The sequence below is a fragment of the Variovorax sp. EBFNA2 genome (assembly GCF_033802765.1).
Classification (GTDB): Bacteria; Pseudomonadota; Gammaproteobacteria; order Burkholderiales; family Burkholderiaceae_C; genus Variovorax; species Variovorax paradoxus_H.
This window is the reverse complement of sequence record NZ_CP138497.1, coordinates 926,888-938,298: the sequence shown is the minus strand read 5'-3', so window position 1 is coordinate 938,298 and position 11,411 is coordinate 926,888. Positions and strand designations below refer to the sequence as shown.

Below are 11,411 nucleotides of genomic sequence, written 5' to 3'. Positions count from 1 at the left end.
GGCAGGGGTCAAGCAAAGACCGTGCGAACTTCGGTGCTGGCGATGCTAGCCCCGGTCATGGCAGCGGGTATCGGGGCTGACCCGTAAGCCACCTATCAATCGTGCTAGGTGTGCAGGGCCTGGGCGATTCCTAGCATTCAGGCCATGTCACGGGAACTCACATGAACCTCACACAACTGGGCGTCGCACAGCTGCGGCGCGAACTGCGCTCGGGCGTGGTGCGCAGCATCGACGTGGCCGACGCGCTCATCGCGCGCACCGAGGCGCACGCTGCGCTGAACGGCTACGTCGCGTTCGACCCCGAGGGCCTGCGCGCCCAGGCCAGGGCTGCCGATGCGCGCATCGCGGCGGGCGAAGACCTGCCGCTGCTGGGCGTGCCGGTGGCGCTGAAGGACAACATCGATGCGGTCGGCCTGCCCAGTTCGGCGGGCACCGGGGCGCTGCGCGGCCTGCACCCCGCGCAGGACGCCGAAGTGGCACAGCGGCTGCGACAGGCCGGTGCGCTGATCGCCGGCAAGGCGAACATGCACGAGCTGGCGATGGGTATTACCACCAACAACGGCGTGACCGGCGCCGCCCGCAACCCCTGGGATGCGTCGCGCATTCCGGGTGGCAGCAGCGGGGGCTCGGGCGTGGTGGTGGCGGCCGGCCTGGTGCCTGCGTCCATCGGCACGGACACGGGCGGTTCGGTGCGCGTGCCGGCCGCGCTGTGCGGCGTGGTCGGCCTGCGCCCGACGACCGGGCGGGTGGCGGGCCGGGGCATCGCGCCCATTTCGCGGACCCGCGATACCGCCGGGCCCCTGGCGCGCAGCGTCGAAGACTGCGCCTTGCTCGACGGCGTGCTCAGCGGCCATGCGCAACCGCTGGTGCCCGTGTCGCTGCAAGGCGTGCGGCTGGGATTGCCAGGGCCGGGCTTCTGGGACGGGCTGGAGCCCGGGGTGCACAGCGTCGTGCAGGAGGCGATCGAGCGGCTGCGCTCGGCCGGCGCACAGCTGATCGAGGTGCCGCTGCCCGCGCTGGCGGGCTTGAACGAGGCGGCGGGTTTTCCGATTGCGTTGTATGAATTCGTCAGGGACATGGGCGACTACCTGCAGTACGCGCAGCGCGGCGTGAGCCTGCGCCAGCTCGTGGACGCCATCGGCAGCCCGGACGTGGCGGCCATCGTGCAGCCGCTGCTGGGCGAAGGCGCGGTGCCGGAGGCCGTGTATGCGCAGGCACTGCAGGCGCGGCGCGGGCTGCAGGCCGTCTATGCCGAAGCCTTTGCCGCGCATGGCGTGCGGGCGCTGCTGTTCCCCACCACGGCGCTGACGGCCGCGCCGGTGGGGCGCGACATCACCGTGCAGTTGAACGGCGAAGAGCTGCCGACCTTTGCCGCCTTCATCCGCAACACCGACCCGGGCAGCAACGCCGGCATTCCCGGCGTGACCCTGCCCGCGGGCCTGGCGGGCGGGTTGCCGGTGGGACTGGGCCTGGACGGGCCGGCCGGCAGCGACCGCGGCCTGCTGGCGCTGGCCGCCGCCGTCGAGGCGGTGCTGCCTGCCTTGCCATCCGCGCCCTGGATGCGCTGAGCGCGCCCGGCCCCATTGCGTCTTTTTTCATCGCAACCAGGAGTTCTCATGGACCGTCGTACCTTTCTCCACGGCATTGCAGCTGCAGCGGCCGCCAGTTCGGCGGGCGTGCACGCGGCCTCCACGTTCAACGTGGCCGTGATGCTGCCGATGAGCGGCCCGGCCGGGCTCTTCGGCCCCTCGGCCAAGGCCTGCGCCGAGCTGGCCGTGCAGACGATCAACGCGCGCGGCGGCGTGCTGGGCCGCAACATCAACCCGCTGTTCGGCGATGCGGGGCTGCCGCCCGCGGAGGCCTCGCAGGCCGCGCTCAAGCTCTGGAAAGGGCAGGGCGCGCAGGCGGTGATCGGCATGCACGACAGCGCGGTACGCGGCGCGCTCGTGGGACTTTTCAAGGGGCAGGTGCCGTACTTCTACACGCCGGTCTACGAAGGCGGCGAGTGCGCGCGCGGCACCTACGTGAACGGCGAGACGCCGGCGCAGCAGCTCGCACCGGTGATTCCCTGGCTGGCGGCGGAACGCAAGCCGAAGAAGTGGTACCTGATCGGCAACGACTACGTCTGGGGCCGCAACACCAACGCCGCGGCCAAAGGCTACATCGCGCAGACCGGTGCGCAGGTGGTGGGCGACGAGTACCCGCCTTTCACGGCCGACAACTTCGACTCCAGTCTGGCGCGCATCCGCGACAGCGGGGCCGATGCGGTGCTGGTGTCGCTCGTGGGTGGTGCATCCGTCACCTTCAACAAGGCTTTTGCGAGCTTCGGCTTGGCAGACAAGATGATCCGCCTGGGTTCGCTGATCGAGGAGAACACGCTCGCCGGCATCGGCCTGGCCAATGCGCGCAACCTGTATTCGAGCGCGGGCTACTTCGCCAGCCTCGAGATGCCCGCGGCCAAGGCCTTTTCCGAGGCGTACTTCAAGCGCTTCGGCGCGCAGGCGCCGGCGCTCAACGGCCTGGCCGAGTCGGTGTACGAGGGCTTCCTGATGCTGGAGGCCATTGCCGCGCGCGCCAAGTCGCTCGACGTGGCGAAGATGGAACCCGCCAGCGAGGGCGCGAGCTACAGCGGCCCGCGCGGCGCCGTGACCATGCGCGCGCGCCACGTCGAGCAGGACATCTTCCTCGCCGAGGTGGGTGAGAAGGGCTTTCGCGTGGTGAAGACCTTCGCGCACATCGCCTCCGGCCAGACCTGCAAGGTGTGACGCGGCCATGGACACCAGCTGGTTGCTGCACGCGCTGAATCTGGCCTACGCACTGGCGACGCTGGGCCTGACCACGCTCGGGCTGGCGGTGGTGTTCGGCCTGCTCGGCGTGATGAACATGGCGCATGGCGAGTTCGTGATGCTGGGCGCCTATGCGGTCGTGACCGTGCAGTCGTGGGGCTGGCCGATCGCCACCGCGATGCCGCTGGCCATGCTCGTGTGCGGCGTGCTGGGCTACGCGGTGGAACGCTGGCTGATCCGCCCGCTGTATGCGCGGCCCTTCGACACGCTGCTGGCCACCTGGGGCCTGGCGATGGTGCTGCGCAAGACGGTCGAGGCGGTGTACGGGCGCGGCTACCGCAACATCGAAAGCACGCTGGGTGCGCCGGTGTCGCTGGGCGGCGTGCAGTACCCGGGCTACCGGCTGGCGCTGATCGCGCTGGCGCTGGTGCTGATGATCGCCTTGGCGCTGTGGTACCGGCGCAGCACCATGGGGCTGCGCGTGCGGGCGATGACGGGCAACCCCGTGCTCGCGCAGGCGCTGGGCATCGACACGCGCCGGCTCGCGTCGCAGACCTTCGTCATCGGCGTGGTGCTGGCCGGCGCGGCGGGCGTGCTGCTCGCGCCGCTGGTGCGCATCGAGCCCGGCATCGGCGTCAACTACTTGCTCGACTCCTTCTTCGTGCTGGTGGTCGGCGGGCTGGGCACGCTCGGCGGCTTCGGCGGCGGCGTGGGCGTGATCGGCGGCACGCAGTCCGTCGTCAGCAGCCTCTCGGGCCAGACCAGCGGCTACGCGGTGGTGCTGGTCCTGTCGATCCTCTTTCTCTGGTTGAAGCCCAATGGACTCTTTGGACGCCGCTGATCCTTCGCAGGTGGCTTTGGCGCCGGTCGCGCCTGCCGCGCCAGCCGGGTCCGCGCGGCGCTGGCGCCTGCCTGTGCCCGGGCCCTGGCTTCTCGGCGCTGGGCTGGTGGCGCTGCCGTTCGCATCGAGCGAGTTCGTCGCCTACCAGATCGCGCTGTTCCTCATCTACGGCATTGCGACGCAGGGTGTGGCGCTGTGCTGGGGACGGCTGGGCTTCCTGCCGCTGGGGCATGCACTGTTCTTCGGCCTGGGGGCCTATCTGGCCGGTGGCACGCTCAAGGCGGCGCAGCAGCAGCCGGCGTGGTTCGCGGCCCTGCCGCTCGCGTTGCTGCTGCCCGCGGCGCTGGCCTATCTGACGGCGCGGCTGGTGTTCGCGCGCAGCCACCGCAGCGGACCGTTCTTCTCGCTGATCACGCTGGCGATGACGATGCTGGGCTTCCTGGCGGCGCAGCAGTGGAGCGCCGTCACGGGCGGCTTCAACGGCATGGCCGACATTCCGGAGCTGCCGGGCACCGAGCGCTACAGCACTTTCTACTGGGTGGTGGCCGCGTGCGCGCTGTGCACCACGCTGCTGCTGGCCGGCGTGCTGCGCCGGCCGCTGGGCCTGCTGTGGAGCGCGCTGGCGCAGAACGAGGAGCGCCTGCAGCTGTTCGGCTACGCCACCGACCGCATCAAGGCCGTGGCCTTCGCGTTCTCCGCGATGCTCGCCGCGCTGGCCGGTGCGCTGTTCGCGGTGCACCAGGGCATCGTCACGCCGCTGACCATGGGCTTCGTGCTGTCGACGGAGTTCGTCATCTGGGCGGCGGTCGGCGGCAAGGCCAGCCCGCTGGGCGCATTGCTAGGGGCCGTGTTCGTGGGCTATGCGTCGTCGGAACTGCGCGACCACTTCGCCTACTGGGAAGTGGCGGTGGGCGCGATCTTCATCGGGGTGGTGCGTTTCCTGCCTGAAGGGTTGGCGGGGCTCGCCGCGATGGGGTGCGGATTTTCTGCGCGCGCCGACGACGCGCACGCGGCGCCCAGAACGCCGGCGCCGCCGGCACCGGCGCAGGCCGGCGAGGTGAGTCTCGCGTTCGAGCAGGTCGCCTGCGCGCAGGGTGGTGTGCGCATCCTGGACGGCCTTGCGTTCGATCTGCAGGGGCCCGGCCTGCGCTGCGTGATCGGTCCCAACGGTGCGGGCAAGACGTCTGCCTTCAACGTGATGACCGGCCGCCTGCCGCTGCGCGCCGGACGCATCCTGCTCGACGGCGTGGATATTTCGGGCGCCACCGCATGGCGCGTGGCGCGCCAGGGCGTCGGCCGCAAGCTGCAGATTCCGTCGGTGTTCCCCGGCCTGAGCGTGAGCCAAAACCTCGACGTCGCGTTGTGGGCTGGGCGCATGCGGCCGATCGCATCGCTGCGGCGCGGGCCCCTTTCTTGGGACAGCGCCTTGCGCGGCGAACTGCTCGACCTGTTTCCCTCGCTTGCCAGGCAATCGCATGCGCTGGCGGGCAGCCTGTCGCAGGGCGAGCGCCAGGCGCTGGAGTTCGTGATGACCATGCTGCCGCAGCCGCGCCTGGTGCTGCTCGACGAGCCGTGCGCGGGCCTGTCTCCCGGCGAGACGCACCACATGATCGAGGCGATCAAGACGGCGACCGGGCGCCTGGGCGCGGCCGCGCTGGTCATCGAGCACGACATCAGCGCGGTGGCCGCCATCGGCGGCGAGGTCTACGTGCTGCACCAGGGCAAGCTGCTGGCGCGCGGTCCGCTGGCGCAGATCCAGTCCGACCCGGCCGTGCGCGCGGTCTATGCGGGCGCACGCAAATGAGCCAGGCCTTGCTCGACTTCTCCGGTGTGGTCTGCGGCTATGGCGACACTATGGTGCTGCGTGGCCTGAGCGGGGCCGTCGGCCCCGGCCGCGTGCTGGGCGTGCTCGGGCGCAACGGCGTGGGCAAGACCACGCTGATGCGCGCCTTGGCCGGCTTCCTGCCGCTCAGGCAGGGCCGCGTTGCGCTGGCCGGGCGCGATCTGGCGCGTGTGGCGCCGCAGCAGCGCCTGGCCGCGGGCATGGCCTACGCTCCACAGGAGGACGTGGTCTTCGGGGATCTCAGCGTGAGCGAGAACCTGTGGCTGCACCTGCGCGGACGGGATCCGGCCCGCTATGCCGATGGCCTGGCCGCATTCCCGCGGCTGGCCGAGCGCATGGGCCAGCGCGCCGGCTCGCTCAGCGGAGGCGAGCGCAAGCTGCTGTCGTTCACGCGAACCCTCGGGCTGCGTGCACCGCTTGCCATCCTCGACGAACCGACCGAGGGCGTGCAGCCCGAGAACATCGAACGCATGGCCATGCTGGTGCGCGCGCGCAAGGCGCAGGGCGCCGCGTTCGTCATCGTCGAGCAGAACCTCGAGTTCTTGCTGGCCGTTGCCGACGACATCCTGGCCATCGACCACGGCGAATGCTCGCTCCAGGGGACGGTCAGCGACTTGCCGCGTGAGACCCTGGAAGCGCACCTGCTGGTCTGATCCGTGCCTGTCTGTGGCACATTCGGCCTCCGGCAAGAATCATGAGCCATCTGGACCTGAACCTCATTCGCGTGTTCGTCGCGATCTATGAAACGCGCAGCGTGACGCAGGCGGCGGAGCGGCTCGACGTCACGCAGCCCACCATCAGTTACGGCCTCGCGAAGCTGCGCAAGCTGTACGCCGACCGCCTGTTTACGCGCGGCACCGACGGCTTGATGCCCACCAGCTTGGCGGAGCAGTTGTTCCTGCGCTACCGCGATGCGCTGACCTCCATCGAGAGTACCCTCGAGCAGAACACCGCCTTCGATCCGCTGCGTTCGACGCGGCGGTTCCGTCTGGCGATGTCGGACATCGGCGTGCTCTATTTCGTGCCGCCCCTGCTGCGCAAGTTCCAGGAGTCGGCGCCGCGCATCGAGATCGACATCGTGCAGATCCCCGACGCGTTGAGCGAAGACCTTTCGGTCGGACGGCTGGACATGGCCATCGGCAACATCCCGGCGCTGGCATCGCCCATGCACAGCGCGCTGCTGTTTCGCGAGCACTACGTGTGCCTCATGTCGGCCAACCATCCGAGCATCGGCGACCGGATGAGCCTCCAGGAGTTCTCATCGGCGCGGCATGTGATGGTGTCTTCGCCGCGCTCGGGCCACTTCCTGATCGAGGAGGCGCTGGCCGAGCGCGGCATCAATCGCAACATCGTGGCACGCGTGCCGCAGTTCACGGTGCTGCCGCAACTGCTGTCGCAGAGCGATCTGCTCGTGCTGCTGCCTTCGCGCGTCGCGAGCCTCTATGTGGTCCAGGGCGGGCTCAAGGCGCTGCCGTTGCCTGTGCCCCTGCCGGACTTCCAGGTGCAGGCCCATTGGCATGCGCGCCACGAGTACAGCGCCGCCCACCGCTGGCTGGTGGACGAGATCGTGCAGACGCTCAGCAAGCTCTGAGCGCTCGGCCGCCTAAAAGGCAGGCATTTTCTCCAGCGCCTTGGCGGAACGCGCGAGCGCTTCGAGAATCCTGCCGGACACCTCGGGCGGAAAGTTCGGCGGCAAGCGTGCGCTGACCCGGTCGATCACGCCCGGCGTTGCCACGAGCACGCGCTGGACGAGATTCTCGGCATCCGGCCCGTAGTGGCACTTGTGCGCCATCGCATTGAAGTGCCGCCGCTGGATGGTCTTGAAAGGGTAGTGCTTGCTCTTGCCGATCAAGGCCATGGCGAGCTTGGCCTCGTGCTTGGAAAACTGGTTGGGCCCGTTGCCCTCTACCGGCCAGATGGACATCACGTCGTAGATGGGTGTCAGCCTGTAGCGGCCCATCGGGAGCCACGCGATGCTGAAGTTCTTTGCGTGGCCGTCGGGCGCGCCGAGCATCCAGAAGAGCAGTTGCACGGTGATGAGCGTGGCCAGGTCTTTCTGTGCATCGACCGAGCTTCGAAGCACGTTCGCCAGATCGATCATGCCGGGGCCGCCGTCGGCTTCGTACTTCAGGTGCGACGGCTTGCCCAGGGCCTGGCAGAAGTCTTCCTGCGGCAGGCGCAGCCACCAGTTGCCGGACGAGTGCAGCCGGCGGTCGAAGCGTTCGACGGCCAGCACCTTTTGCGACCCGAAGCGCAGCATTGCCGTCAGCGGTACCGGAATGCCGTATTCCTGAAGGATGTTCAGGCAGAGCCACTCGTTCTCGACCGAGGTTCTGAAGTCGGCCTTGCGATGCCCGACCAGGCCCAGCGGCAACTTCAGGATGTGCGTGGTGGGGGTAGAGCCGTGCGGGCGCACCCACTGGCCCTGGTGCCACAGGAGGGCAGTCTTTTCCTGTGCACCGGCCAGGCAGATGCGCAACTCGTCTTCGGGCGCGGATGGCCCCGCGAACCTGCCGGGGTCGACCGTTCGCTGCAGCAGCTTCTCGACATCGGACTCGGTCATCGGCTCGCCCTCGATGTGCTCCACATGCGCTGGGCCGTCGTCCTCGCCCAGCAACTGGATGGCGCCGACGCAGTCGCGTCCGATGGCCTGCAAAAGGTCGAACGGCTGTGTGGTGCGCGTCCTGAAGCGGCCCGCAATGCGTTCGCGAATGGGCTGGCTGTCCGGCAGCAGGTTGTCGAAGTAGTTCTGGACGACCGCGCCCTTGTGAGTAAAGCCCCCGACCAGCGGCAACGACAGCGACAGGGGGCGTCCTGCCGGCGAGCCGACCCAGGCATCGTCGTAGAGCAACTCGTCCGCCCCGCGTTCTGGGATACGCCAGATGCCGACGCGTTCGCCATTGGCCCAGATGGAAAGCGCGGGGGTGTTCGATGTGCGCGCCACGCTCACCATTCCGAAGCATGTGGAGGCGGGTTGGCGACATGCCTGGTGCCTGGATGATCGACGTCTGCCGCGTGAGTCGAGAGCCTTGCGGGGTTCTTCGAGCCGACGAACATTTCGAGGCCCAGCACGCTGAACAGGGCCAGCAGTTGCTCCAGGCTCACCGAGCCGGGGTTGAGCTCCATGTGGGACATGCGGCTTTGGCTGATGCCGAGGCGCTCGGCCAGCTTCACCTGGGAAATGCCCGACGCCTTGCGAGCGGCCTTGAGCAGTACGCCGAGCTGTGAGGAGACCGAAAGAACTTGCTGCATAGGGGTTGCCAATGAAGATGGACAACGAGCAGTTTATCGATCTGATGGGTATTTGTCTAAATACCCATTGGATAGGTATTTGGCCTTATATTCGTTACATGGGTAAAATGATCTCTAGACGAGAAACTCCCGCACCGCTTCCTCGTTCCACGCAATGCCCGTCCCCGGCTGCGCAGGGGCGATGGCCCTGCCATTCGCAAACGCCAGCGGTTGCGCCAGCACCGGCGCGGCGAGGTCCATGCGTTCGAGCAGATGCCGTGTCGGCGTGACGGCCAGCAGGTGCACGCTGACTTCCTGGAAAATGTGGCTCGACATCGGCACGCCGTGCGACTGCGCCAGCGCCGCGGCGCGCAGCCAGCCGGTCACGCCACCGATCTTCATCGCGTCGGGCATCGCGAGGTCGCAGGCGCCGGCGCGCAATGCCTTGGCCATCTCGTCGGGACCGCACCAGTTCTCGCCCATCTGGATCGGCAGGCGAACCCGTTCACGGATGCGCGCGTGGCCGGCGTAGTCTTCCTGCAAAGTGGGTTCCTCGACCCAGCCGATGCCTTCGTCTTCCAGCGCACGGATGCGGCGCACTGCTTCGGTGGCCGACAGGCCCTGGTTGTAGTCGACCAGCAGTTGCGTGTCGTCGCCGATCACGCCGCGCAACGCACGCACCACGCCCAGGTCTTCCGCCAGCGTGGCGTAACCGACCTTTGTCTTGATGGCACGAAAGCCCTGGTCCATGGCGAGCTCGGCACGCGCCACGCCCAGCTCGCGGCCGTCCATGCTGTGGCTGTCGTAGGCCTCTATCGCGCGGCGGGTGCCGCCGAGCAGTTCCACCAGCGGAACGCCGCGGGTCTTGGCCAGCGCGTCCCACGCGGCCATGTCCAGCCCAGCGCTGGCCATGAGTGCGATGCCGGTGCGGCCCAGCAGCCGCAGGCGCTGCGCGAGCAACTGGTCCAGATCGATGGGCGCCAGCGGCTGGCCCTTGAGCACGCCGCCGAGCGTCAGCAGCATGCGCCGCGTGGCCCGCAGCGCCAGCGGCGTGTAGGTGAAAACGTAGGCGTGGCCGACCGCGCCCTGGTTGGTGTACAGGTCGATCAGCACCAGCGGCGCGGACGCCACCACGCCGACGCTGGTGCGCACGGGATGCTCCAGCGGCACGTTCACTGCGCGCGCCTGGACGTCGGTGATGAGCAGGCTGCTGTCGAGGGAGGTGTTCATGGGCTGGTGTCCTTCACAGTCCGAGGTAGGCGGCCTTCACGCGCTCGTCGCGCAGCAGTTGCGCCGCCGGGCCGCCCAGCGCGATGGCGCCGGTCTCCAGCACGTAGCCGATGTCGGCCACCGACAGCGCGGCATGCGCGTTCTGCTCCACCAGCAGGATCGGGATGCCGCGCGCCTTCAGCCGGGCGATGACGCCGAAGATCTCCTTCACCAGCAAAGGCGCCAAGCCCATCGAGGGCTCGTCGAGCAGCAGCACCTTGGGCTCGCTCATGAGCGCGCGCGCAATGGCCAGCATCTGCTGCTGCCCGCCCGAGAGCGTGCCGGCCGCGAGCAGGCGCTTTTCCTCCAGCACCGGGAACAGCGCGTACATCTCGGCCAGCCGCTCCTGCCGGCGATCGGGGCGCGTGTAGCCGCCCAGCAGCAGGTTGTCCTGCACCGACAGCGGGCCGAACACCTGCCGGCCTTCGAGCACCTGCGACAGGCCGGCGCGCACGCGGGCGTCAGCGCTGTCGCGGCCGATCTCGCGGCCGAACAGCGTCACGCTGCCGGTACTGGCCCTGATGAGCCCGGACACGGCGCGCAGCAGCGTCGTCTTGCCCGCGCCATTGGCGCCGACCAGCGCCACCAGTTCGCCTTGCCCCACGCGCAGGTCGATGCCGTGCAATGCCTCGATGCGGCCGTACCCCGCGAAGAGGCCGCTTACCTCCAGTGCGGGGCCGCTCATGCCGCCTCCGCTTCCGTGCCCAGGTAGGCGGCGATGACCTGCGGATTGGCGCGCACCTGGGCGGCTGTGCCTTCGGCCAGCTTGCGGCCGTAGTCGAGCACCAGCAGGTGGTCGGAGATGTTCATCACGAGCTTCATGTCATGTTCCACCAGCAACACCGTCACACCGGAGGCCGCGATGCCGCGGATGAGTTCGGTGATCTCGTGCGTCTCGGTGTCGTTCAGGCCGGCGGCCGGTTCATCGAGCAGCAGGAGGCGAGGCTTGCTCGCCAGCGCCCGCGCAATCTCCAGCCGCTTGAGCAGACCGAACGACAGCTGCGTGGCATGCGCATGGGCATGGTGGCCGACGCCCACGTAGTCGATGAGCCGCAGCGCCTCCTCGCGCAGCGCGGCATCGGCACGGCGCGTGGCACCCGTCATGCCGCCCAGCAGCGAGCTGCGCGTGTGCAGGTGGGCGCCGAGCATCACGTTCTCGCAGGCCGTCATGTTCATGCAGATCTGCAGGTTCTGGAAGGTGCGGCTCATGCCGCGTCGCGCCAACTGGTCGGGGGCCAGGCCGGCGACGTCCTCGCCGTCGAGCAGGATCTCGCCGCGCGTGGGTTCGTACACGCCGCTGATCAGGTTGAACAGCGTGGTCTTGCCGGCGCCGTTGGGGCCGATCACCGAATGCACCGAGCCGCCGCGCACGCTGAAGCTCACGTCCTGCATGGCATGCACGCCGCCGAAGGACTTGCACAGGTTCTTCACTTCGAGCATG

At 68.9% G+C, this 11,411-nt stretch carries 11 protein-coding genes; 6 read left to right on the top strand and 5 right to left on the bottom strand.

What is annotated here, in order from left to right:
• Positions 1-161 precede the first annotated feature (161 nt).
• The 6 genes from iaaH to RZE79_RS34720 are packed head-to-tail and all read left to right on the top strand — an operon-like array spanning position 162 to position 7,061.
• Complete coding sequence (gene iaaH, locus RZE79_RS34745; RefSeq protein WP_319361971.1) at positions 162-1,568, top strand: indoleacetamide hydrolase; 1,407 nt, start codon at positions 162-164, stop codon at positions 1,566-1,568.
• Between the two features lie 48 nt (positions 1,569-1,616).
• Complete coding sequence (locus RZE79_RS34740) at positions 1,617-2,765, top strand: substrate-binding domain-containing protein (RefSeq protein ID WP_319361970.1); 1,149 nt, start codon at positions 1,617-1,619, stop codon at positions 2,763-2,765.
• 7 nt (positions 2,766-2,772) lie between these two features.
• Positions 2,773-3,627 (top strand): branched-chain amino acid ABC transporter permease, encoded by an 855-nt coding sequence (locus RZE79_RS34735; protein ID WP_319361969.1) that lies wholly within the window; start codon positions 2,773-2,775, stop codon positions 3,625-3,627.
• Complete coding sequence (locus RZE79_RS34730; protein WP_319361968.1) at positions 3,605-5,431, top strand: ATP-binding cassette domain-containing protein; 1,827 nt, start codon at positions 3,605-3,607, stop codon at positions 5,429-5,431. The genes RZE79_RS34735 and RZE79_RS34730 overlap by 23 nt, the downstream gene beginning before the upstream one ends.
• Positions 5,428-6,123 carry an ATP-binding cassette domain-containing protein gene (locus RZE79_RS34725; RefSeq protein WP_319361967.1) on the top strand — a complete coding sequence of 232 codons (696 nt, stop codon included), beginning with the start codon at positions 5,428-5,430 and terminating at the stop codon, positions 6,121-6,123. The genes RZE79_RS34730 and RZE79_RS34725 overlap by 4 nt, the downstream gene beginning before the upstream one ends.
• Positions 6,124-6,164: 41 nt before the next feature.
• A complete protein-coding gene (locus tag RZE79_RS34720; protein ID WP_319361966.1) occupies positions 6,165-7,061 on the top strand; it encodes a LysR family transcriptional regulator in 897 nt (298 codons plus the stop codon).
• Positions 7,062-7,073: 12 nt separating this feature from the next.
• On the opposite strand, the gene RZE79_RS34715 is transcribed toward RZE79_RS34720, so the two are convergent.
• The 5 genes from RZE79_RS34715 to RZE79_RS34695 all read right to left on the bottom strand — a co-directional run bounded on the left by RZE79_RS34715 (position 7,074) and on the right by RZE79_RS34695 (position 11,410).
• The gene (locus RZE79_RS34715; protein ID WP_319361965.1) at positions 7,074-8,414 is read right to left on the bottom strand and encodes a type II toxin-antitoxin system HipA family toxin; all 1,341 of its coding nucleotides are present in this window, start codon (positions 8,412-8,414) and stop codon (positions 7,074-7,076) included.
• Between the two features lie 2 nt (positions 8,415-8,416).
• Positions 8,417-8,722 carry a helix-turn-helix transcriptional regulator gene (locus tag RZE79_RS34710; RefSeq protein ID WP_319361964.1) on the bottom strand — a complete coding sequence of 102 codons (306 nt, stop codon included), beginning with the start codon at positions 8,720-8,722 and terminating at the stop codon, positions 8,417-8,419.
• Positions 8,723-8,836: 114 nt separating this feature from the next.
• Complete coding sequence (locus tag RZE79_RS34705) at positions 8,837-9,931, bottom strand: enolase C-terminal domain-like protein (protein ID WP_319361963.1); 1,095 nt, start codon at positions 9,929-9,931, stop codon at positions 8,837-8,839.
• A 13-nt stretch (positions 9,932-9,944) separates the two neighbouring features.
• The gene (locus RZE79_RS34700; RefSeq protein WP_319361962.1) at positions 9,945-10,655 is read right to left on the bottom strand and encodes an ABC transporter ATP-binding protein; all 711 of its coding nucleotides are present in this window, start codon (positions 10,653-10,655) and stop codon (positions 9,945-9,947) included.
• Entirely contained in the window at positions 10,652-11,410 is a 759-nt protein-coding gene (locus RZE79_RS34695; RefSeq protein WP_319361961.1) for an ABC transporter ATP-binding protein, read from the bottom strand. Before RZE79_RS34695 ends, RZE79_RS34700 begins: the two co-directional genes overlap by 4 nt.
• Position 11,411: the final 1 nt, after the last annotated feature.

Bases quoted from the DNA above. Each gene is read 5' to 3' on its own strand.
- iaaH (WP_319361971.1), top strand. From the start codon at position 162: ATGAACCTCACACAACTGGGCGTCGCACAGCTGCGGCGCGAACTGCGC.
- RZE79_RS34740 (WP_319361970.1), top strand. From the start codon at position 1,617: ATGGACCGTCGTACCTTTCTCCACGGCATTGCAGCTGCAGCGGCCGCC.
- RZE79_RS34735 (WP_319361969.1), top strand. From the start codon at position 2,773: ATGGACACCAGCTGGTTGCTGCACGCGCTGAATCTGGCCTACGCACTG.
- RZE79_RS34730 (WP_319361968.1), top strand. From the start codon at position 3,605: ATGGACTCTTTGGACGCCGCTGATCCTTCGCAGGTGGCTTTGGCGCCG.
- RZE79_RS34725 (WP_319361967.1), top strand. From the start codon at position 5,428: ATGAGCCAGGCCTTGCTCGACTTCTCCGGTGTGGTCTGCGGCTATGGC.
- RZE79_RS34720 (WP_319361966.1), top strand. From the start codon at position 6,165: ATGAGCCATCTGGACCTGAACCTCATTCGCGTGTTCGTCGCGATCTAT.
- RZE79_RS34710 (WP_319361964.1), bottom strand. From the start codon at position 8,722: ATGCAGCAAGTTCTTTCGGTCTCCTCACAGCTCGGCGTACTGCTCAAG.
- RZE79_RS34705 (WP_319361963.1), bottom strand. From the start codon at position 9,931: ATGAACACCTCCCTCGACAGCAGCCTGCTCATCACCGACGTCCAGGCG.
- RZE79_RS34700 (WP_319361962.1), bottom strand. From the start codon at position 10,655: ATGAGCGGCCCCGCACTGGAGGTAAGCGGCCTCTTCGCGGGGTACGGC.
- RZE79_RS34695 (WP_319361961.1), bottom strand. From the start codon at position 11,410: ATGCTCGAAGTGAAGAACCTGTGCAAGTCCTTCGGCGGCGTGCATGCC.